A 21,578-nucleotide genomic window follows, 5' to 3' on the forward strand; every position below is an offset into this window, starting at 1 on the left:
GGGTTCACCGTGGCCGGTCGCGCCGCCGGCGATCAGCGGGAGAGGCCGGTCGGGTGACCGGGAGTTCTCAGGCGCCCCTTACCCGTTGTCCCCGATTCGGAGTAATCCGGCGCGAGATCGTCGCCCCGTCGGGTGAACCTGGGTGGACCACCTTCTGACCGGCGGGCGAAGGCCTGCCGGAAGGCGAAAGCAGGGACGGCTCATGGCTACTTTGTGCAGACCCTCGGTGTCCGTACCAGAACACGTGATCACGATGGAGGACACGCTGGACCTGGCGCGCGAGCGTCATCCGGACCACCCCCAGCTCCCGCTGGCCCTCCGGCTGATCGAGAACACTGGCGTCCGCACCCGGCACATCGTCCAGCCGATCGAGGAGACCCTGAAGCATCCCGGCTTCCAGGAGCGCAACAAGGTGTACGAGAGCGAGGCGAAGGCCCGGGTCCCCGCGGTCATCCAGCGGGCGCTCGACGACGCCGAACTCCTGACCTCTGACATCGATGTCATCATCTACGTGTCGTGCACGGGCTTCATGATGCCCTCGCTGACCGCGTGGCTGATCAACGAGATGGACTTCCCGAGCACCACCCGGCAGCTGCCGATAGCCCAGCTGGGCTGCGCGGCCGGCGGTGCGGCCATCAACCGGGCGCACGACTTCTGCACGGCCTACCCCGAGGCCAACGCACTCATCGTGGCCTGCGAGTTCTGCTCGCTGTGCTATCAGCCCACCGACCTCGGCGTCGGCTCGCTGCTCTCCAACGGACTGTTCGGCGACGGCATCGCCGCGGCCGTGGTGCGCGGCAGCGGCGGCACGGGCGTCCGGCTGGAGCGCAACGGCTCGTACCTGATCCCCAAGACCGAGGACTGGATCATGTACGACGTCCGGGCCACCGGGTTCCACTTCCTGCTGGACAAGCGGGTGCCCGCCACCATGGAGCCGCTCGCCCCGGCGCTCCAGGACCTGGCGGGCGAGCACGGCTGGGACGCGTCCGACCTGGACTTCTACATCATCCACGCGGGCGGGCCCCGAATACTCGACGACCTCAGCAAGTTCCTGCAGGTCGACCCGCACGCGTTCCGGTTCAGCCGGGCCACCCTCACCGAGTACGGCAACATCGCCAGCGCCGTCGTACTGGACGCGCTACGCCGGCTGTTCGACGAGGGCGGCGCCGACGAGCGGGCGCGCGGACTGCTCGCCGGGTTCGGCCCCGGCATCACCGCCGAGATGACCGTGGGCCGCTGGGTCGGCACGGACGAAGAGACGCGATGATCGACGAGCTGCTCACCGAGGTCCCGCCGCCGGTCCGGCTCTGGCCGGCGGCCGACCTGGCCGGGGTGAAGTTCGATCCGGTGCTGGCCGAGCTGATGCACGAGGGCCCGGTCAGCCGCATCGAACTGCCCAACGGCGAGGGCTGGGCCTGGCTGCTCACCCGCTACGACGACGTGCGCACGGTGACCAATGACCCCCGGTTCAGCCGCGAGGCGGTCATGGACCACCCGGTCACCCGGCTCGCCCCGCACTTCATCCCGACCCGTGGCGCGGTCGGCTTCCTGGATCCGCCGGACCACACCCGGCTGCGCCGCGCGGTCGCGCCCGCGTTCACCGCGAAGGGGGTGGCACGGCTCCGTGAGAAGTCCCAGGTATTGCTGGACGAACTGGTGGACGAGCTCCTCCAGGACGGAGCGCCCGCCGACCTCACCAGTGCGGTGCTCAGTCCCTTCCCCGTCGCGGTGATCTGCGAGCTGATGGGCGTCCCGGCGGCCGACCGGCACAGCATGCACACCTGGACCCGGCTCATCCTGTCCTCCTCGCAGGGCAAGCAGGTCAGCGAGAAGGCAAGGAACGAGATGAGCGCCTACTTCCGCGGCCTCATCCACCGGCGCGAGAACAGTGCGGGCGAGGACGTCACCTCACTGCTCGGCGCCGCCGTGGGCCGCGGCGAGGTGACGCCGGAGGAGGCCACGGGGCTCGCGGTGCTGCTGCAGATCGGCGGCGAGGCGGTCACCGACAACAGCGGGCAGCTGCTCTACCTCCTGATGATCCGGCCCGATCTCGTGGCACAGCTGCGCACCCGGCCGGAGATCAGACCGAAGGCCATCGACGAACTGCTGCGGTACATCCCGCACCGCAACGCGGTCGGGCTGTCCCGGATCGCCACGCAGGACGTGGAGATCAGGGGCGTGCGGATCCGGGCGGGCGACCCGGTGTACGTCTCCTACCTGGCCGCCAACCGCGACCCGGAGGTCTTCCCGGACCCGGAGACGATCGACTTCTCCCGGAGCCCCAACCCGCATCTGACGTTCGGCTTCGGCCCGCACTACTGCCCCGGCGCCCAGCTCGCCCGGCTGGAGTCCGAGCTGCTGGTCGACACGCTGCTGGACCGGGTGCCCGGGCTGCGGCCGGCCGTACCGCCCGACCAGGTGCCCTTCAAGAAGGGCGCGTTGATCCGTGGGCCCGAGGCCCTTCCCGTGACGTGGTGATTGGCGATGACGACGACCGAAGGACTGGCGGTACCCGAAGGACCCACGGCCCGGGCGGACGCGCCGCCCCAGCAGACGGCGCAGTCCGAGGGGCTGCTCGTGCCCCCGGGTCACGGCCGCGTCGTGCACACGCCCGCCCAGCGCGTGACGTTCAAGGTGACCGGCACGCACTCGCGGACGGCGTCCACCTTCGAGGTGGAGGTCCCGCCCGGCTTCGATGTCGGCGCCCATGTGCACACGCGCAGCGAGGAGTTGTTCTACGTGCTGGACGGTGAGCTCGATGTGCTCGCCTTCGAGCCGCGCATCCGCACACCCGACAACTGGCAGAAGTGGGAGTCGAGTTCGGGCACCCGCGTGGTCCGGGCCACCCCCGGCACGCTCATCGTCGTACCCCCCGGCTGCCCCCATGCCTTCGCCAACCCGACGGACACCGCGGCGAAGGTGTTCTTCCAGGCGTCCCCGCCCCCGGATCACGAGCGCTACTTCGAGGAGTTGCTGGAGATCCTGGGGAGCGGGGGGCCGCCGGACCACGAGGCGATCGAGGACCTGCGCAGGCGCTACGACATCGAGCAGCTCACGCCGCTGAAGCACCGGTGATCGCCGCTGCGGCGCCGCTGATCGCCGCTAGCGGATCGGCATCCCCGACAAGGTACGGGCGATCACCAGCCGCTGGATCTCACTCGTCCCCTCGAAGATCGTGTAGATCGCGGCGTCCCGGTGCATCCGCTCGACCGGATACTCCCGCGTGTACCCGTTGCCGCCCAGGATCTGGATCGCCTGGGCGGTGACCTTCTTCGCGGTCTCGCTGGCGAACAGCTTGGACATCGAGCCCTCGGCCGCGGTGAACGGCTTCCCGTTGACCGCCATCCAGGAGGCACGCCACACGAGCAGACGCGCGGCATCGATCTGCGTGCGCATGTCCGCGAGCTGGAAGGCGACACCCTGGTTGTCGATGACCGGCCGTCCGAACTGCTCACGGGTCATGGCGTAGTCGAGGGCCACCTCGTACGCCGCCCGGGCCGTGCCGACGGCCATCGCGCCGACCGCCGGCCGCGAGGCCTCGAACGTGGCCATCGCCGCGTTCTTCACCCGCTCGCCGCCGCCCGCCCTGGCCCTCTCACGGGCCCGCGCGAGCCGCTCGTCCAGCTTCTCCTTGCCGCCGAGCAGGCAGGAGCCGGGGACACGGACGTTCTCCAGGACGACCTCGGCGGTGTGCGAGGCGCGGATGCCGTGCTTCTTGAACTTCTGGCCCTGGGACAGGCCGGGCGTGTTCGGCGGGATGATGAAGGACGCATGGCCCTTGGAGCCGAGGTGGGGGTCGACCACGGCGACGACGACGTGGACGTTGGCGATGCCGCCGTTGGTCGCCCAGGTCTTCGTGCCGTTGATCACCCACTCGTCCTTGGCCTCGTCGTACACGGCACGCGTCCGCATGGAGCCCACGTCGGAGCCGGCGTCGGGCTCGGAGGAGCAGAAGGCCGCGACCTTGACGTCATCGGGGTCGCCGTACATCTGGGGGATCCAGGTGCCGATCTGCTCCTCGGTGCCGTTGGCGAGGACGCCCACGGCGGCCAGACCGGTGCCGACGATCGAGAGCGCTATGCCCGCGTCGCCCCAGAACAGCTCCTCCATCGCCATCGGAATGCCGAGGCCGGTGGGGTCGAAGTACTGCTGGGCGTAGAAGTCGAGTGAGTAGATACCGACCTTGGCGGCCTCCTGGATGACCGGCCAGGGAGTCTCCTCACGCTCGTCCCATTCGGCGGCCGCGGGGCGGATGACGTCGGCGGCGAAACCGTGCAGCCAGTCCCGGACCTCCTTCTGTTCGTCGTTGAGCTCCATGGTGAACTCGGCCATGTCCCCTCCAGCGGCGGTACTTGCATGTTACTAGCGGTAACCCGAGTCTGTTACCGGCGGGTAGGAAAAGTCAACTCTCGATGACCTGTCGGCATCCCGTTCGATGTGCCGGACACAGTCAGTGTTAGTTTGCGCAGGCGTCACCGAAACAGCACGGGTGGGGAGAGCTCATGGACACCACACAGCGGACCGATCAGCAGCGGACCGCCGACCGCCGCCGGCGCGAGCTGCTGGAGGCCGCCGACCGGGTGGTGCTGCGCGACGGCCCGCAGGCCTCGATGAACGCCATCGCCGCCGAGGCCGGTATCACCAAGCCCATCCTTTACCGCCACTTCGGCGACAAGGGCGGACTTTACGCCGCTCTCGCCAAGCGGCACACCGACGCCCTGCTGGACTCGCTGCGGGCGGCGCTCGACGCCCCCGCCGAGCGCCGCGAGCGGGTCGAGGCCACGCTGGACACCTACCTCGCGGCGATCGAGGCACGGCCCCAGGTCTACCGCTTCCTGATGCACCCCTCGGAGGGCGGCCAGGGCGTCGACCAGGGCTTCGACGTCGGCAAGCACTCCGCGCCGCTGCTGCGCAGGATGGGCGAGGAGCTGGCCCAGGTCATCGAGGACCGGCTGGACCTCGGACCGGGGAGCCAGCAGCTGGCCCGGGTGTGGGGGCACGGGATCGTCGGCATGATGCACGCGGCGGGCGACTGGTGGCTCGGCGAACGGCCCTGCTCCCGCGCGGAATTGGTGAAGAGCCTGGCCGACCTGCTGTGGGGACGGCTGGCGGCGGCGGGGGACAAGATGGGCAGCCCCGGGTTCTGACCCTCACCGGTGCCAGGAGGCCCGGCGCACCTGCCTCATCAGACGGCGGTGGCGCCGGCCGGTGAGGCGCTCCGCATATACCTCGCCCTCCAGGTGGTCGCACTCGTGCTGCAGACACCGGGCGAAGAACCCCGTCCCATGAACGGTGACCGGCTCCCCGGTCACCGTGAAGCCCTCGACGACCGCATGGTCGTAGCGCTCGGTCCCCGCCTCCAGGCCCGGCAGGGACAGACAGCCCTCCGGCCCGCGGATCACCACGCCGTCCGCCTCCACCAGTCGCGGGTTCACCACATGTCCGAGATGTCGCACATCCTCGTCGTCCGGGCAGTCGTACACGAACACCCGCAAGGACTCCCCCACCTGGTTGGCGGCCAGGCCCACGCCCTGGGCCGCGTACATCGTGGCGAACAAGTCCTCCACCAGCCGGGAGAGTTCGGGACCGAAGTCGGTGACCTCCGCGCAGGGTGCGTACAGCACCGGGTCGCCGAGCAGGGTGAGAGGCCGGACGCGCCCGCGGGCGCCCGGTATCGAGCCGTGTCGCATGGCGGCAAGGGTACGGTTCCCTCGGCCCACGCCCGCCGCGCAGGCGTGGGCCGGGATTCGGGTGTGCGAATAGATCTCGATAGGCTGAGGCCCACGCCACGTTACCGAATGGCTGAGGCGCGGCGCGTACGCAAGGAGGATCGAGAACTGATGGCAGGCAACTCGGACCCGCTCTCGCCGCGGGCCAAGCTCGCCGTGACCGCGGGCAAGGCGGTCGCGGCGGCGTCTCGCGCCGCGGGGCGCGGCAGCGGATCGGTGATCGGCGGCCGGGTCGCACTCAAACTCGACCCCGACCTGCTCGGCCGGCTCGCCCAGAACCTGGACTGCGTCCTCGTCTCGGCGACCAACGGCAAGACCACGACCACCCGCCTCATCGCCGAGGCCCTGCGCGCCGCCGGTCCGGTCGTCTCCAACGCGCTCGGCGCCAACATGCCGGCCGGCATCACCTCGGCGCTCGCCGGCGGCTCGGACGCGAAGTTCGGCGTGATCGAGGTCGACGAGAAGTACCTCGCGGGCGTCGCCCGTGACACCTCCCCGAAGTGCATCGCGCTGCTCAACCTCTCCCGCGACCAGCTGGACCGCGCGGCCGAGACCCGCATGCTCGCGGAGAACTGGCGCGAGGGCCTGGCCGGCTCCAAGGCCGTGATCGTCGCCAACTGCGACGACCCGCTGGTGGTGTGGGCCGCGTCCTCCTCCCCCAATGTGATCTGGGTCGCGGCCGGCCAGATGTGGAAGGACGACGCCTGGTCCTGCCCGTCCTGCGGCGGCGTGATGCAGCGCCCCGGTGACGACTGGTACTGCGGCGAGTGCGGCTTCCGCCGTCCGGCGCCGAGCTGGGCACTGTCCGGCGACCACGTCCTCGACCCGCACGGTTCGGCCTGGCCGATCCACCTCCAGCTGCCCGGCCGCGCCAACAAGGCCAACGCCGCGAGCTCCGCGGCCGTCGCCGCCGTCTTCGGCGTCCCGCCGCAGGTGGCCCTGGAGCGCATGTACCAGGTGCAGGCGGTCGCCGGCCGCTATGACGTCGTCCAGTACCAGGGCCGCGACCTGCGCCTGCTGCTGGCGAAGAACCCCGCGGGCTGGCTGGAGACGTTCTCCCTGATCGACCCGCCGCCGACGCCGGTCGTCCTGTCCGTGAACGCGCGCGGCGCCGACGGCACCGACACCTCCTGGCTGTGGGACGTCGACTACACCCGCCTGACCGGCCACCCGATCTTCGTGATCGGCGACCGGAAGCTGGACCTCGCGGTGCGCCTGGAGGTCGCGAACCAGCACTTCCAGGTCTGTGAGAACCTCGACCAGGCCGTCCAGCAGGCGCCGCCGGGCCGGATCGAGGTCATCGCGAACTACACCGCGTTCCAGGACCTGCGCCGGATCGTCGGCAACTGACCAGGGAGGACGATCACTTCATGAGCGACAACCAACTTCGGCTGGTGTGGATCTACCCGGACCTGCTCAGCACCTACGGCGACCAGGGCAACGCTCTCGTCGTGGAGCGGCGGGCGCGGCAGCGCGGGCTGGACGTGGCGCGGCTCGACGTGCGCAGCGACCAGCCGATCCCGACCTCCGGTGACATCTATCTGATCGGCGGCGGCGAGGACCGGCCCCAGCGTCTCGCGGCCGAGCGGCTGCGGCGCGACGGCCATCTGCACCGGGCGGTGGAGAACGGCGCGATCGTCTTCTCCGTCTGCGCCGGCTACCAGATCCTCGGCCACGAGTTCATCAACGACCTCGGACAGCGCGAGCCGGGCCTGGGCCTGCTCGATGTGACGTCGGTGCGCGGCGAGGGCGAGCGGTGCGTCGGCGACGTCCTCGCGGACATCGACCCGCAGCTCGGCCTGCCCCAGCTGACCGGCTTCGAGAACCACCAGGGCGTCACCCACATCGGCCCCTCGGCCCGCCCCTTCGCCCAGGTCCGCAAGGGCCGGGGCAACGGCACCGGGGACGGCACGGAGGGCGCGTACAACGGGACGGTCTTCGGCACCTACATGCACGGGCCCGTCCTCGCCCGCAATCCGCTGATCGCGGACCTGCTGCTGAAGCTGGCACTCGACGTCAACGCGCTGCCGCCGATCGACGACCGCTGGTACGAGGCGCTCCGCAACGAGCGCATCGCGGCTGCGCAGCAGCCTGCGTAGGTACAGTTGCGCAGCAGCCTGCGTAGGTACAGCTGCGCAGCAGCCTGCGTGACCGCTGCGTTCCAGAGGTACTGAAGGCACCTTTTAGCGTCCTCCGGCATGGTCGTCAACGGGCCCGCCTGACAGGCCGTCCGCTCACATGTGCGGGCGCGTCCAGCAGGCGGACGCCCGCTACGGAGCCACCCCCAGACGCCGGTAGGGTGACCGGGTTCCAACCGGACAGCGCGGTCCGGTCCCCGGCCCACGTTGAGAAGGTATTTCGGGCTATGCGCATTGGTGTCCTCACGTCCGGCGGCGACTGCCCCGGCCTGAACGCCGTCATCCGGTCCGTCGTGCACCGTGCCGTCGCCGACCACGGCGACGAGGTCATCGGTTTCCGGGACGGCTGGAAAGGCCTCCTGGAGTGCGACTACCTCAAGCTGGACCTGGACGCCGTGGGCGGCATCCTGGCCCGCGGCGGCACCATCCTCGGTTCCTCCCGGGTCCGTCCCGAGCACCTGCGGGACGGCGTGGCCCGGGCCAAGGGCCACCTCCAGGACCTGGGCCTGGACGCGATCATCCCGATCGGCGGCGAGGGCACGCTGAAGGCGGCCCGGCTCCTGTCGGACAACGGCCTGCCCATCGTGGGCGTGCCGAAGACCATCGACAACGACATCGCCGTCACGGACGTCACCTTCGGCTTCGACACGGCCGTGGGCGTCGCCACCGAGGCCCTGGACCGGCTGAAGACCACCGCCGAGTCCCACCAGCGCGTGCTGATCGTGGAGGTCATGGGCCGCCACACCGGCTGGATCGCGCTGCACTCCGGCATGGCGGCCGGTGCCCACGCCATCGTCGTACCGGAGCGCCCGTTCGACATCGAGGAGTTGGCGAAGCGGGTCGGCGATCGGTTCGAGGCGGGCAAGCGGTTCGCCATCGTCGTCGCCGCGGAGGGGGCCAAGCCGAGGGCCGGCAGCATGGAGTTCGACGAGGGCGGCAAGGACATCTACGGCCACGAGCGCTTCGCCGGGATCGCCCGCCAGCTCTCCGTCGAACTGGAGGAGCGGCTGGGCAAGGAGGCGCGGCCGGTCATCCTCGGCCATGTGCAGCGCGGCGGGACGCCGACGGCGTACGACCGTGTGCTGGCGACGCGCTTCGGGTGGCATGCCGTGGAGGCCGTGCACCGGGGCGAGTTCGGCCACATGACCGCGCTGCGGGGTACCGACATCGTGATGGTGCCGCTGGCGCAGGCCGTGGAGACGCTGAAGACGGTTCCCGAGGAGCGGTACGAAGAGGCCGAGTGCGTTCTGTAGGCCGGTAGGCCGCCTGTGCGCAAACCCGCCCCCGGTCACGGCAGTGACCGGGGGCGGTTCTAGTCTGGGTGCGGACAGACAGCTGTGGACAGACAGCGCACAACCCCCACGAATCAGGAGCCGGCGGATGGATCACAGCGGGCACGGCATGACGATGGATCTGCCGCCGTTCACGCTGGGACGGGGTCTCGAGTGGTCGGCGGACCCGTTCTTCCTCGTCGCCTGCCTGCTCGGGCTCGGGCTGTACGGGTGGGGTGTGGTGCGGCTGCGGCGGCGCGGTGACGCGTGGCCGGTGGCGCGGACGGTGTCGTACGTCGTCGGCGTGCTGACCATCATGCTGGTGATGTGCACCGGGCTGAACGACTACGGCATGGTGATGTTCAGCGTGCACATGGTGCAGCACATGGTGATCAGCATGCTGTCGCCGATCCTGATCCTCCTCGGCGCCCCGGTCACGCTGGCGCTGCGCGCGCTGCCGGTCGCGGGCAAGGGCCGCAAGGGCCCGCGCGAACTGCTGCTGGCGCTGCTGCACAGTCGCTACATGCGGGTCGTCACGCACCCGGGGTTCACTATCCCGATGTTCATCGCGAGCCTGTACGCGCTGTACTTCACACCGCTCTTCGACTTCCTGATGGGGTCGAAGGCGGGGCACGTCGCGATGATGGTGCACTTCCTGGCGGTGGGCGTGGCGTTCTTCTGGCCGATCATCGGCGTGGACCCGGGCCCGCACCGGCCGGGCCATCTGATGCGGATGCTGGAGCTGTTCGCGGGCATGCCGTTCCACGCCTTCTTCGGAATCGCGCTGATGATGGCGTCGGCCCCGATGGTCGAGACGTTCAAGAACCCGCCCGCCTCACTCGGCATCGATGCCCTCTCCGACCAGAGCGCGGCCGGCGGCATCGCCTGGGCGTTCAGCGAGATCCCGTCCGTCCTGGTGCTGATCGCGCTGCTGTTCCAGTGGTACGGCTCCGAACAGCGGCAGGCCAAGCGCAAGGACCGCGCGGCCGACCGGGACGGTGACAAGGAACTCGAGGCGTACAACGCCTATCTGGCCTCACTGAACGCCCGTAGGAGCTGACGAGGGGGACACGGGACGCAGCCCCGGGCCGTGTCCTGGACCAGCGAGGATCCCTGGGCGTCGGGTGCGTATTTCGTCGTCTGTGCCGTGTGGAGGCGGAACGGGGGCACCATGGAGGGAGTCGAACCATGAGGAGGGTGTTGCGATGCCCGGTTCTACGAACGGTTCCACGAAGGCGATGGGGGTGCTCACCGTCGGCGGACTCGTCGTGGTGACGGCGTACACGGTGGCGCTGGGGAGCAATGGCTGGCTGTGGTTCGGATGGGTGGTGCTGGGGCTGCTCACGCTTGCGATGATCGCCACCCAGAGCACCTGAGACCCGCTCGCACAGCACCTGGGACTCACTCGGCGGCCAGGCGGGCCGCCGAGTGCACCCCCGGCTGGTACTTCGGCAGCCGGGCGGTGATCTTCATGCCCGCTCCGGCCGCGGTCTCGATGACGAGGCCGTGGTCGTCGCCGTACACCTGGCGGAGCCGGTCGTCGACGTTGGACAGGCCGATGCCGCCGGAGGGGCTGGTCTCGCCGGCGAGGATGCGGCGCAGCAGCTCGGGGTCCATGCCGACGCCGTCGTCCTCGATCACGACGAGCGCCTCGGCGCCGGCGTCCTGCGCGGTGATCTGGATGTGGCAGCCGTCGGCCTTGCCCTCCAGACCGTGCTTGACGGCGTTCTCGACCAGGGGCTGCAGACACAGGAACGGCAGCGTGACGGGCAGTACCTCGGGCGCGATCTGCAGGGTGACGGAGAGCCGGTCGCCGAAGCGGGCCCGGACGAGCGCCAAGTAGTGGTCGATGGCGTGGAGCTCGTCGGCGAGGGTGGTGAAGTCGCCGTGCCTGCGGAACGAGTAGCGGGTGAAGTCGGCGAACTCCAGCAGGAGTTCCCGGGCCCGCTCGGGGTCGGTGCGGACGAACGAGGCGATCACCGCGAGCGAGTTGAACACGAAGTGCGGGGATATCTGGGCGCGCAGGGCCTTGATCTCGGCCTCGATGAGCCTCGTCCGGGACTGGTCGAGGTCGGCGAGCTCCAGCTGGACGCTCACCCAGCGGGCCACCTCGCCGGCCGCCCGTACCAGCACGGCGGACTCGCGCGGCGCGCAGGCGACGAGCGCGCCGTACACCCGGTCGTCGACGGTGAGCGGGGCGACCACGGCCCAGCGGGCCGGGCAGTCGGGGGTCTCGCAGGTCAGCCGGAAGGCCTCGCCGCGGCCGCTCTCCAGCGGTCCGGCCAGCCGTTCCATGATCTCGGCGCGGTGGTGGCCGCCCACTCCGTCCCAGACCAGCACCTGCCCCCGGTCGGTGAGGCACAGCGCGTCCGTGCCGAGCAGTGAGCGTAGTCTGCGGGCCGATCTGCGCGCGGTCTCCTCCGTGAGGCCCGCCCGCAGCGGGGGCGCGGCGAGCGAGGCGGTGTGCAGGGTCTGGAAGGTGGCGTGCTCCACGGGCGTGCCGAGGTCACCGAGGCTCTCCGGCCGTGCCGTGCGCCGCCCGAGCCAGAAACCGGCGGCCAGCAACGGGAGCACGGCGACACACAGACCCGCGAGGAAGCCGTTCACGCCTTGGCCTCCGCCCACAGTTCCTCGGGCAGGTGGAACCGCGCCAGGATCGCCGCCGTCCCGGCCGGCACCCGTGCAGCGGTGGCCAGGGACACCAGCACCATGGTGAGGAAGCCCAGCGGGACCGACCACAGCGCGGGCCAGGCGAGCAGGGCGTGCAGCGGGCCGGTGCCGGGGAAGCCCGCCATGGTGACGGCCACGGCGAGGAACGCGGAGCCGCCGCCGACGAGCATGCCCGCGGCGGCGCCGGGCGGGGTCAGCCGCCGCCACCAGATGCCGAGGACGAGCAGCGGGCAGAAGGAGGAGGCCGAGACGGCGAAGGCCAGCCCGACCGCGTCCGCGACCGGCAGCCCGCCGACCAGCACGCTCGCGGCCAGCGGTACGGCCATGGCGAGCACCGTGCCGAGCCGGAAGTGCCGCACCCCGCGCGAGGGGAGGACGTCCTGGGTGAGCACTCCGGCGACCGCCATGGTCAGCCCGGAGGCGGTGGACAGGAACGCGGCGAAGGCACCGCCGGCCACCAGCGCGCCGAGCAGGTCGCCGCCGAGTCCGCCGATCATCCGGTCGGGCAGCAGAAGCACGGCGGCGTCCGCGTCGCCGGTGATCGTGAGCTCGGGGGCGTAGATCCTGCCCAGGGCGCCGTATACGGGCGGGAGCAGATAGAAGCCGCCGATCAGCGCCAGCACGGCCACCGTGGTGCGGCGGGCGGCGACCCCGTGCGGGCTGGTGTAGAAGCGGACGACGACGTGCGGCAGGCCCATGGTGCCGAGGAAGGTGGCGAGGATGAGTCCGTACGTGGCGTACAGCGGGCGTTCCTGGCGGCTCTCGGCGAGCGAGGTGGACATGCCGCCGTTGGTGCCGCGGTCGGCCATGGGGACGGGGGTGCCCCGGGCGAAGGTCAGCCGGGTGCCGGCGGCGATCCGGTGGGTGCCCCCGGCGAGGGTGAGCCGGGTGTCGTCGTGCGGCCGGCCGTCGACCGTGCCGGTCACCGTGGCGGTGAGCGGGCGGTGGAGTTCGAGGTCGAGGGTGTCCTGGACGCGGACGGTGCGCTGTTCGCGGAAGGCCGCCGGTTCGTCGAAGGCGTGATGGGGTGCGCCGTCGCTCTGCCAGGCGAGGACCAGGAAGAGGGCGGGCACGAGGAGGGCGGTGAGCTTGAGCCAGTACTGGAACGCCTGTACGAAGGTGATGCTGCGCATGCCGCCCGCGGCGACGGTCGCCACGACGACCACGGCCACGATGAGTCCGCCGAGCGGGCCGGGCGCGCCGGTGAGCACCGCCAGGGTGAGCCCGGCGCCCTGGAGCTGGGGCAGCAGATAGAGCCAGCCGACCCCGACGACGAAGGCCCCCGCGAGCCGCCGCACCGCCTGCGAGGCGAGCCGGGCCTCCGCGAAGTCGGGCAGAGTGTAGGCGCCGGAGCGGCGCAGCGGGGCGGCGACGAAGAGAAGCAGGACCAGATAGCCGGCGGTGTAGCCGACCGGGTACCAGAGCATGTCCGGGCCCTGGACCAGGACGAGTCCCGCGATGCCCAGAAAGGAGGCGGCGGACAGATACTCGCCGCTGATGGCGGCCGCGTTGAGGCGGGGGCCGACGGTGCGCGAGGCGACGTAGAAGTCGGAGGTGGTGCGCGAGACCCGCAGGCCGAAGGCGCCGACGAGGACGGTCGCCACGACGACCAGGGCGACGGCGGGCACCGCATAGCTCGAGTTCATCGGTCCTCGACCAGGCGGACGAGGTCCCGTTCGTTGCGTTCGGCGCGGCGCACGTACCAGCGGGCCAGCAGGATCAGCGGGGCGTACAGGCAGAAGCCGAGCACCAGCCATTCGAGGCGGCGCCGGTCGGGGGCGGCCGCGAAGACCAGCGGGAGCGGGCCGATGAGCAGCACGAGGACCGCGAACACCGCGAGGGCGGCGCGCAGTTGGGTGCGCATCAGCGAGCGGACATAGGTGTGGCCGAGGGTGGTCTGCTCGTCGATCTCGGTGCGCGGCCGGTAGTAGCCGGAGGCCCGTCGGATGCGGCGCGGCGGTCCGGTGACGACGACTCGGCGCTCGGTGGGTTCCATGTCGGCCTCCCCTAGCCCGTGGTCCGGCGCATCAGCAGGTCCCGCAGTTCACGCGTGTGCCGGCGGCTGACCTGGAGTTCCTCGGTGCCGATCAGGACGCTCACCGTGCCCGCGTCCAGGCGGAGTTCGCCGATGTGGCGCAGGGCGACGAGGTGGCGGCGGTGGATGCGGACGAAGCCGCGCGAGCGCCAGCGGTCCTCCAGGGTGGACAGCGGGATGCGGACCAGGTGGCTGCCGCGGTGGGTGTGCAGCCGGGCGTAGTCGCCCTGGGCCTCGACGTGGGTGATGTCGTCGACGGCGACGAAGCGGGTCACGCCGCCGAGTTCCACGGGTATGTGGTCGGGGTCGGGTTCATGGACGGTGATCCGCGGGACGGCACCGCGCTGCTCTGCGGCCCGGCGTACGGCCTCGGCGAGCCGTTCCTTGCGTACGGGTTTGAGGACGTAGTCGACGGCCTTGAGGTCGAAGGCGCGTACGGCGAAGTCCTCGTGCGCGGTGACGAAGACGACCAGCGGAGGGCGGGCGAAGCCGGTGAGCAGCCGGGCCATCTCCAGGCCGTCGAGGCCCGGCATCTGGATGTCGAGGAAGACGACGTCGATGGCCTCGGGGCCGTGCGGCCCGGACTCCAGGGCGCGGGTGATACGGCGCAGCGCCTCGGTCGCGTCGCCGGCGCCCTCGACGCTGCTGACGCGCGGGTCGGCGCGCAGCAGGTAGAGGAGTTCCTCCAGCGAGGGGCGTTCGTCGTCGACGGCGAGGGCGCGCAGCATGAACGTGGAGTGTAGGAGCAATCCGTACGGCAGGACATGTGCCGGGCGTGGACGTTCGCGCTGGATACAGTGCCGACATGAACAGCACGACCGCCGCGTTCGACGAGCTCGACCGGAAGATCACCACAGCGCTGATGGCGAACGCCAGGACGAGCTTCGCCGAGATCGGGGCGGCCGTCGGCCTGTCCGCGACCGCCGTCAAGCGGCGGGTGGACCGGCTCCGCGAGACGGGTGTGATCACCGGGTTCACGGCGACGGTGACGCCGGCGGCGCTCGGCTGGCGCACGGAGGCGTACGTCGAGGTGTACTGCGAGGGCGCGGCCCCGCCCCGGCGCCTCGCGGAGGTGGTCCGCAACTATCCGGAGATCACGGCCGCGATGACGGTGACCGGCGGCGCGGACGCGCTGCTGCACGTGCGGGCGCGGGACGTGGAGCACTTCGAGGAGGTGCTGGAGCGGATCCGCGTGGAGCCGTTCATCCGGAAGACGATCAGCGTGATGGTCCTCTCCCATCTGCTGCCGGAGAGCCCGGAGGCGGGCGCCACCCACGCGGTTCCGGAGTAGACCTCACGGCACGCAGCAGTCCTGCGTGACGACCGGACACAACGCAGCATTCCTGCGCGCATACGCAGCTGTCGTTTCTTGTCGTCCTACCCCCTCACTTCCTACCTTGGTGTCACCCCCAGCCGACACCGCAGGAAAGCGGAGGAACACCTCTGTGCCCGAAAGCCGTGTGCCGCGCCCTCGGCGCTTTCTAGTCTGCGAACCCAGACACTTCGCCGTGCAGTACGCGATCAATCCCTGGATGCAGCCCGACTCCCAGGTCGACGTGGACCTGGCCCAGGAGCAGTGGCAGGGACTGATCAGCGCCTACCGTGCCCACGGGCACTCCGTCCACACCGTGGAGCCGGTCGCCGGTCTCCCCGACATGGTCTTCGCCGCGAACTCCGCGGTCGTCGTCGGCGGCCGTGTCTTCGGCTCCCTGTTCCACGCGAACGAACGCCGTCCCGAGTCGACCCACTACGACACGTGGTTCAAGGCGGCCGGTTTCGACGTCTACCGCCCCGAGGCGGTGTGCGAGGGCGAGGGCGACCTGGTCCCGACCGGCCGTTACGTGCTGGCCGGCACCGGGTTCCGGACGACCCGCGAGGCGCACCGCGAGGTGCAGGAGTTCTTCGGTGTGCCGGTGATCAGCCTGACGCTGGTGGACCCGTACTTCTACCACCTGGACACGGCGCTGTTCGTCCTGGACGACGACAACATCGCGTACTACCCGGAGGCCTTCTCGCCGGGCAGCCGTGAGGTGCTGGAGCGTCTGTACCCGGACGCGGTGCTCGCCACCCGCGAGGACGCGACGACGTTCGGTCTGAACTCCGTCTCCGACGGGCGTCACGTCTTCATCGCGCCGCGGGCCGAGAATCTGGCCTCGCGTCTGGCCGACCACGGCTATGTTCCCGTCCCCGTCGACCTGTCGGAGTTCCACAAGGCCGGCGGCGGCATCAAGTGCTGCACCCAGGAGATCCGCTCATGACCGCCCCCGCCGGGACGACCGCCCGCACCCGTACCTCCGCCGACCTGATCTCCGCCGAGGAGCCGGTTCTCGCGCACAACTACCACCCGCTGCCGGTGGTCGTCGCCCGTGCCGAGGGCACCTGGGTGGAGGACGTCGAGGGCCGCCGCTACCTCGACATGCTGGCCGGTTACTCGGCCCTCAACTTCGGCCACCGTCACCCGGCCCTGGTGGAGGCGGCCCACCGCCAGCTCGACCGGCTGACGCTCACCTCGCGTGCCTTCCACAACGACCAGCTCGCCGAATTCGCCGAGCGGCTGTCCGGGTTGACCGGTCTCGACATGGTGCTGCCGATGAACACCGGCGCCGAGGCGGTGGAGAGCGGCATCAAGGTCGCCCGCAAGTGGGCGTACGAGGTCAAGGGCGTCCCCGCCGACCAGGCCACGATCGTGGTCGCGGCGGAGAACTTCCACGGCCGTACGACGACGATCGTCAGCTTCTCCACCGACGAGACCGCCCGTGCGGGCTTCGGCCCCTTCACGCCGGGCTTCCGGATCGTGCCCTACAACGACCTCGCCGCGCTGGAGGCGGCCGTCGACGAGACGACGGCGGCAGTGCTGATCGAGCCGATCCAGGGCGAGGCCGGGGTGATCATCCCGGACGAGGGCTACCTCGCCGGTGTGCGCGAGCTGACCCGCCGCAAGGGCTGTCTGTTCATCGCCGACGAGATCCAGTCCGGCCTGGGCCGCACCGGCCGTACGCTCGCCGTCGAGCACGAGCAGGTCGTGCCGGACGTGCTGCTGCTCGGCAAGGCGCTGGGCGGCGGCATCGTGCCGGTGTCGGCGGTGGTGGCCCGGCGTGACGTGCTGGGCGTGCTGCGGCCGGGCGAGCACGGCTCGACGTTCGGCGGCAACCCGCTCGCGGCCGCGGTCGGCACGGCGGTGGTCGAACTGCTGGAGACGGGTGAGTTCCAGCGCCGGGCCGACGAGCTGGGTGTGATCCTGCGGGACGGGCTGTCGACGCTGGTCGGCAAGGGCGTACTCGGTTTCCGCTCGCGCGGGCTGTGGGCGGGCGTCGACGTCGACCCGGCCATCGGCACCGGCCGCGAGGTGAGCGAGGGCCTCATGCGGGAGGGCGTCCTGGTCAAGGACACCCATGGCTCCACCATCCGGCTGGCCCCGCCGCTGACCATCACCGCCGAGGAACTGCGCTCCGCGCTGGGCGCGCTGGAGAAGGTCCTGACCCAGGGTCGCTGAGACCCAGGGCCACTGAAACCCAGGGTCGTTGAACCCCGGGGCAGGGGGCCGGCGTGGCGCCGGCCCCCTGCCCGTCCGGCTCAGCTCTTGCCGAGAAGCCGGTTCATCTCCTTGATCTCCGCGTTCTGCGCGGTGACGATGTCGTCGGCCATGCCGGTGGCGGAGCCGTACTCGCCCTTGGTCTTCTCGGTGGTGGCCATCTCGACGGCGCCCTTGTGGTGGTCGACCATCATGGTCAGGAACATCGTGTCGAAGTCCTTGCCGGTGGCCTTCTTCAGCGCCGTCATGTCCTCGGTGCTCATCATTCCGGCCATGCCAGAGTGACCGGAGTGGTCCATCTCCATCCCGGCCATGGGCACCTCCTCGCCCCAGGCCTTCAGCCATCCGGTCATCGTGCTGATCTCCGGGTCCTGCGCCTTCTCGATGCCCGCCGCGAGCTCCTTGACCTGGGCGGACGAGGCGCGGGAGGAGGCGAGCCGAGCCATCTCCAGGGCCTGCTGGTGGTGCGGGATCATGCCCTGCGCGAAGGAGACGTCCTGGGCGTTGTGGGCACCGGCGCCGGTCTGGCCGCCCGGGGACGCCGAGGCACCGTGACCGGTGTCGTGGGCGGCACCGTCGCCGCTGTCCCCGCTGTCGCCGCCACAGGCGGCGAGGACGAACGCGGCGGTGGCGGTGGCCGCGACGAGGGCGAAACGGCGCGCGAGGGTACGAGTGGTCATGCGTGAACTCCTGCTGTGCAAAAGGGATTCGGGCACGTCGTGGACCGCTCCCGGCCGGTCGCCGGTGCGGTCCTCGCGGCCTTTAGATCCGCAGGAGTTGGAGTTCCGCCAGGGACGGTGGCGCCCGGGCGCCGTCCGGCGCCGCGGCGGCACGGGAGCACAAGGAGTCGGCCCGTACGGGCGTGGTCACCGGGTCGGGAACGAGCGCGGGCAGCGCCGGTCCCCCGCTCACGGCGCCTGAGGCGCAGGTCGCGTCGGCGTGCTGGAGATGGTGTCCGCCGCAGTGACCGGCGCCGGGGCAGTCGTCGACGGCGGTGACCTCGGCCGTCATGTGCACGCCGTGAGCCCGCTCCGCGTGGCCCATGGCACCGCCGGGGGCCAGGGCGTGCATACCGAGGAGGCCGGCCAGCAGCCCCAGCACGAGCAGCGCCCGCCATCGCCCCAGAGGCGATCGCACAGCGGACTGCTCGGCTCGGTTCATCGGGCCCATTCTAGGCAGAGTCACGACTGCGCGTTCGGCGGGGTGCGTCCGGACGGGAAGCGGAGGACCACGATCGGGTGATAAGCACCGTCGGACGCCTTTCCCCGCGCGCCGCACGGGAACACCTTGGAGTGGCTTGCACTTACCTCGCTTCCTGGGAGAGCCATGGCCGAGCGGTCCATACGGGACGAGAAGCGCGTGACCGGTGGCGTGAGTCTGGCGGTCTGGATGGGCGGTGTGGCCCGTGAGCCGAACCTGCTGCAGCAGCGCGGGTGGCGGCAACGCCGCGCCGCTGGGGCTGTTTCAGGAACTCGTCCGCGGCATCGACGAGTTGGGCCTCGCGACCCGTTCCGGCCCGCCGCCGCCCGAGGGGGTGAGCACCGGACGCCGCGGCGGCAAGACCGGCGCGTCTGCCAGTCCCCGAAATGATCACGCCAGGCTGCGGCTTCGGGTTGCCGCGCCACCGCCCGAGCCAGCAGTGTGGTCCGGCGACGGGCGTCCGCGACTGTTCCGGCTCACTGCGCCTGCACATACACTGGCACCCCATCACATGCCGGTTGACCTGCGAGAAGTCGGCGACCCAAGCGATCCGCCGGAGTGAGGAGTGACCCCCTTTGTTCTACTACCTGCTGAAATATGTACTGTTGGGGCCTTTGCTGAGACTGATCTTCCGTCCCCGAATAGAGGGGCTGGACAACATACCGGCGTCGGGTCCGGCCATCGTCGCCGGCAATCACCTGTCCTTCTCGGACCACTTCCTGATGCCCGCGATACTGAAGCGGCGGATCACGTTTCTCGCCAAGGCCGAGTACTTCACGGGCCCGGGCATCAAGGGCCGGCTGACCGCGGCCTTCTTCCGCAGCGCGGGCCAGATCCCGGTGGACCGCTCCGGCAAGGACGCGGGCCAGGCCGCGATCCGCGAGGGCCTCGGAGTGCTGCGCAAGGGCGAGTTGCTCGGCATCTACCCGGAGGGCACGCGCTCCCACGACGGCCGGCTCTACAAGGGCAAGGTCGGTGTCGCCGTGATGGCGCTGAGGGCGGGTGTGCCGGTCGTTCCGTGCGCGATGATCGGCACGTTCGAGGCGCAGCCGCCGGGGAAGGTCATCCCGCACATCCACCCGGTCGTCATCCGCTTCGGCAAGCCCCTCGACTTCTCCCGCTACGCCGGCATGGAGCACGAGAAGGCCATCCTGCGCGCCGTGACCGACGAGATCATGTACGCGATCCTGTCGCTGTCCGAGCAGGAGTACGTCGACCAGTACGCGGCCGTCGTCAAGGCGGACGAGGCCGCGGCGAAGGGCGAGCGGGAGCGCAAGTTCCCACGGGCACCGCTCGGTTGACCTGGGCGGCGGCGCGGCGAGGGCCGGCCGCCGGAAAGGGAAGGGGCGGCCGGATTCGCTCCGGCCGCCCCGCCCTCGTACCGAATTACCGCTCCGCGGTCACGGCTTGGGCGTCGCGTGCGGCGCGCAGGTCACGTCCGCGGCGTCCAGCTTGCCGGTGAGCAGGTAGTCGTCCACCCGCTGGTTGATGCACGGGTTGACCAGGCCGGTCACACCGTGCGAGCCCGCGTCCTTCTCGGTGATCAGACGGGAGCCCTTGAAGCGCTGGTGCAGTTCGACCGCGCCCGGGTACGGGGTGGCGGCGTCACGCGTGGACTGCACGATCATCACCGGCGGCAGGCCCTTGTGCGTCTTGACGTTCACCGGGGTCTGCTGCTTGACCGGCCAGGTGGCGCACGGCAGGTTCATCCATGCGTTGGCCCAGGTCATGAACGGGTAGTCCTTGTTGAGCCGGGTGTTGTCCCGGTCCCACTTCCGCCAGCTGGTGGGCCACTTGGCGTCGGTGCACTCGACGGCCGTGTAGACGGCGTTGCCGTTCTCCGCGGAGATGTTGCCCGCGGTGTCGGACAGGTCCGGGGCGGCCGCGTCGACGAGGGCCTGGGTGTCACCGGCGACGTACTTGCTGAAGACCGTGGCGACCGGCACCCACGAGGAGTCGTAGTACGGGGCGCTCTGGAAGAAGGAGATCAGCTCGGCCGGCCCGACGATCCCGCCGATCGGGCTCTTCTTGGCGGTGGCACGCAGCTGGAGCCACTTGGCCTGGACGGCGTCGCGGGTCGTGCCCAGGTGGAAGGTGGCGTCGTTGGCGGCGACCCAGTCCTCCCAGTCCTTCCAGCGGCCCTCGAAGGCGATGTCCTGCTCCAGGTTGGCCTGGTACCAGATGTTCTCGCGCGACGGGTTGACGACGCTGTCGACGATCATCCGGCGGATGTGGCCCGGGAACAGCGTGCCGTAGACGGCGCCCAGGTAGGTGCCGTAGGAGACGCCGAGGTAGTTGAGCTTCTTCTCGCCGAGGGCGGCCCGGATGACGTCGAGGTCGCGGGCGGTGTTCGGCGTGGTCATGTACGGCAGCATCTCGCCGCTGCGCTCGTAGCAGCCGTCCGCGTACTCGCGGGCCAGCTTCCGCTGCGCGGTCTTGTCGGCCTCGGTGTCCGGCACCGGGTCGGCCTTGGGCGCCTTGACGAACTCCTGGGGGTCGATGCAGGAGATGGGCGCGGAGTGGCCGACGCCGCGCGGGTCGAAGCCCACGAAGTCGTACGCCTTGGCGGTGTTGGCCCACAGCGGGTTCTTGGTGGTGACCCGGCGCGGGAAGCGCATCCCGGAGCCGCCCGGACCACCGGGGTTGTAGACGAGGGCGCCCTGGCGGTCCTTCTTCGTCCCCGTGTTGCCGATGCGGTCGACGGCGAGCTTGATCTGCTTGCCGTACGGCTTGGCGTAGTTGAGCGGCACGCTGACCCAGCCGCACTGGATGGGCTTCTCCAGCCCCCAGTCGGCGGGGCAGTCCTGCCAGTTGATGCCCGCCTTCGCGGCGCGCTCCGCGGCGATCGCGGCGCCGCGGGCCTCCCGGTCCTGGCCGTGGCGGTTCTCGGCACCGGCCGCGGGCGCCGCGAGGGCGCCGGTTATCAGGGTCGCGGTGACGAGCGCTCCGGCCGAACCGAGCGCCAGCGCGCGGTTCTTCGGTCTGATGTCCCTCAAGTGGGCC

The 21,578-nt window shown here is 70.7% G+C and carries 22 protein-coding genes; 13 read left to right on the plus strand and 9 right to left on the minus strand.

The window, feature by feature from the left end:
- Positions 1–202: 202 nt before the first annotated feature.
- From ACZ4EG_RS13075 to ACZ4EG_RS13085, 3 genes are all read left to right on the plus strand, one after another.
- Entirely contained in the window at positions 203–1,267 is a 1,065-nt protein-coding gene (locus ACZ4EG_RS13075; RefSeq protein WP_467790689.1) for a type III polyketide synthase, read from the plus strand.
- Positions 1,264–2,478 (plus strand): cytochrome P450, encoded by a 1,215-nt coding sequence (locus ACZ4EG_RS13080; protein WP_467790690.1) that lies wholly within the window; start codon positions 1,264–1,266, stop codon positions 2,476–2,478. Before ACZ4EG_RS13075 ends, ACZ4EG_RS13080 begins: the two co-directional genes overlap by 4 nt.
- A 99-nt stretch (positions 2,479–2,577) precedes the next feature.
- Positions 2,578–3,075: a cupin domain-containing protein gene (locus ACZ4EG_RS13085; protein ID WP_453558518.1), complete on the plus strand. Its 498-nt coding sequence runs from the start codon at positions 2,578–2,580 to the stop codon at positions 3,073–3,075.
- Between the two features lie 27 nt (positions 3,076–3,102).
- On the opposite strand, the gene ACZ4EG_RS13090 is transcribed toward ACZ4EG_RS13085, so the two are convergent.
- Positions 3,103–4,332, minus strand: a complete 1,230-nt coding sequence (locus ACZ4EG_RS13090; protein ID WP_467790691.1) for an acyl-CoA dehydrogenase family protein — start codon at positions 4,330–4,332, stop codon at positions 3,103–3,105.
- Between the two features lie 170 nt (positions 4,333–4,502).
- Here ACZ4EG_RS13090 and ACZ4EG_RS13095 point away from each other — a divergent pair, with 170 nt between their 5' ends.
- On the plus strand, positions 4,503–5,147 hold the full coding sequence (locus tag ACZ4EG_RS13095) for a TetR/AcrR family transcriptional regulator (RefSeq protein WP_467790692.1): 645 nt from the start codon (positions 4,503–4,505) through the stop codon (positions 5,145–5,147).
- Positions 5,148–5,150: 3 nt separating this feature from the next.
- Here ACZ4EG_RS13095 and def read toward each other — a convergent pair whose 3' ends face one another.
- Positions 5,151–5,690 carry a peptide deformylase gene (gene def / locus ACZ4EG_RS13100; protein WP_467790693.1) on the minus strand — a complete coding sequence of 180 codons (540 nt, stop codon included), beginning with the start codon at positions 5,688–5,690 and terminating at the stop codon, positions 5,151–5,153.
- A 150-nt stretch (positions 5,691–5,840) separates the two neighbouring features.
- Here def and ACZ4EG_RS13105 point away from each other — a divergent pair, with 150 nt between their 5' ends.
- The 5 genes from ACZ4EG_RS13105 to ACZ4EG_RS13125 all read left to right on the plus strand — a co-directional run bounded on the left by ACZ4EG_RS13105 (position 5,841) and on the right by ACZ4EG_RS13125 (position 10,514).
- Complete coding sequence (locus ACZ4EG_RS13105) at positions 5,841–7,079, plus strand: Mur ligase family protein (RefSeq protein WP_453558310.1); 1,239 nt, start codon at positions 5,841–5,843, stop codon at positions 7,077–7,079.
- A gap of 20 nt (positions 7,080–7,099) precedes the next feature.
- Entirely contained in the window at positions 7,100–7,828 is a 729-nt protein-coding gene (locus ACZ4EG_RS13110) for a type 1 glutamine amidotransferase (RefSeq protein ID WP_363301438.1), read from the plus strand.
- Positions 7,829–8,094: 266 nt separating this feature from the next.
- Entirely contained in the window at positions 8,095–9,120 is a 1,026-nt protein-coding gene (locus tag ACZ4EG_RS13115; RefSeq protein ID WP_453558306.1) for a 6-phosphofructokinase, read from the plus strand.
- A gap of 127 nt (positions 9,121–9,247) precedes the next feature.
- Positions 9,248–10,198, plus strand: a complete 951-nt coding sequence (locus ACZ4EG_RS13120; RefSeq protein WP_467790694.1) for a cytochrome c oxidase assembly protein — start codon at positions 9,248–9,250, stop codon at positions 10,196–10,198.
- 145 nt (positions 10,199–10,343) lie between these two features.
- On the plus strand, positions 10,344–10,514 hold the full coding sequence (locus ACZ4EG_RS13125) for a hypothetical protein (RefSeq protein ID WP_263206127.1): 171 nt from the start codon (positions 10,344–10,346) through the stop codon (positions 10,512–10,514).
- Positions 10,515–10,539: 25 nt separating this feature from the next.
- Here the strand turns inward: ACZ4EG_RS13125 and ACZ4EG_RS13130 are convergent, their stop codons facing one another.
- The 4 genes from ACZ4EG_RS13130 to ACZ4EG_RS13145 are packed head-to-tail and all read right to left on the minus strand — an operon-like array spanning position 10,540 to position 14,571.
- A complete protein-coding gene (locus ACZ4EG_RS13130) occupies positions 10,540–11,745 on the minus strand; it encodes a sensor histidine kinase (protein ID WP_453558301.1) in 1,206 nt (401 codons plus the stop codon).
- On the minus strand, positions 11,742–13,454 hold the full coding sequence (locus ACZ4EG_RS13135; RefSeq protein ID WP_453558299.1) for a sodium/solute symporter: 1,713 nt from the start codon (positions 13,452–13,454) through the stop codon (positions 11,742–11,744). The genes ACZ4EG_RS13130 and ACZ4EG_RS13135 overlap by 4 nt, the downstream gene beginning before the upstream one ends.
- The gene (locus tag ACZ4EG_RS13140; protein WP_453558297.1) at positions 13,451–13,804 is read right to left on the minus strand and encodes a hypothetical protein; all 354 of its coding nucleotides are present in this window, start codon (positions 13,802–13,804) and stop codon (positions 13,451–13,453) included. The genes ACZ4EG_RS13135 and ACZ4EG_RS13140 overlap by 4 nt, the downstream gene beginning before the upstream one ends.
- A gap of 11 nt (positions 13,805–13,815) precedes the next feature.
- Entirely contained in the window at positions 13,816–14,571 is a 756-nt protein-coding gene (locus ACZ4EG_RS13145) for a LytR/AlgR family response regulator transcription factor (protein ID WP_467790695.1), read from the minus strand.
- A gap of 77 nt (positions 14,572–14,648) precedes the next feature.
- Between ACZ4EG_RS13145 and ACZ4EG_RS13150 the strand changes: the two genes are divergently transcribed.
- From ACZ4EG_RS13150 to rocD, 3 genes are all read left to right on the plus strand, one after another.
- A complete protein-coding gene (locus ACZ4EG_RS13150; RefSeq protein ID WP_390710428.1) occupies positions 14,649–15,134 on the plus strand; it encodes an Lrp/AsnC family transcriptional regulator in 486 nt (161 codons plus the stop codon).
- A gap of 154 nt (positions 15,135–15,288) precedes the next feature.
- Complete coding sequence (ddaH, locus tag ACZ4EG_RS13155; RefSeq protein ID WP_467790696.1) at positions 15,289–16,101, plus strand: dimethylargininase; 813 nt, start codon at positions 15,289–15,291, stop codon at positions 16,099–16,101.
- Positions 16,098–17,336 (plus strand): ornithine--oxo-acid transaminase, encoded by a 1,239-nt coding sequence (rocD, locus tag ACZ4EG_RS13160; protein WP_467790697.1) that lies wholly within the window; start codon positions 16,098–16,100, stop codon positions 17,334–17,336. Before ddaH ends, rocD begins: the two co-directional genes overlap by 4 nt.
- Before the next feature lie 80 nt (positions 17,337–17,416).
- Here the strand turns inward: rocD and ACZ4EG_RS13165 are convergent, their stop codons facing one another.
- Both ACZ4EG_RS13165 and ACZ4EG_RS13170 read right to left on the minus strand, forming a co-directional pair.
- Entirely contained in the window at positions 17,417–18,055 is a 639-nt protein-coding gene (locus ACZ4EG_RS13165; RefSeq protein WP_467790698.1) for a DUF305 domain-containing protein, read from the minus strand.
- Positions 18,056–18,137: 82 nt separating this feature from the next.
- Positions 18,138–18,536, minus strand: coding sequence for a DUF6153 family protein (locus tag ACZ4EG_RS13170; protein WP_453558283.1), 399 nt, complete (start codon positions 18,534–18,536; stop codon positions 18,138–18,140).
- Positions 18,537–19,150: 614 nt separating this feature from the next.
- Between ACZ4EG_RS13170 and ACZ4EG_RS13175 the strand changes: the two genes are divergently transcribed.
- Positions 19,151–19,876 (plus strand): lysophospholipid acyltransferase family protein, encoded by a 726-nt coding sequence (locus ACZ4EG_RS13175; protein ID WP_467790699.1) that lies wholly within the window; start codon positions 19,151–19,153, stop codon positions 19,874–19,876.
- Positions 19,877–19,975: 99 nt separating this feature from the next.
- Here the strand turns inward: ACZ4EG_RS13175 and ACZ4EG_RS13180 are convergent, their stop codons facing one another.
- Positions 19,976–21,571 (minus strand): alpha/beta hydrolase, encoded by a 1,596-nt coding sequence (locus tag ACZ4EG_RS13180; protein ID WP_467790700.1) that lies wholly within the window; start codon positions 21,569–21,571, stop codon positions 19,976–19,978.
- Positions 21,572–21,578 lie beyond the last annotated feature (7 nt).

It is taken from the genome of Streptomyces sp. NPDC025638 (assembly GCF_055558775.1).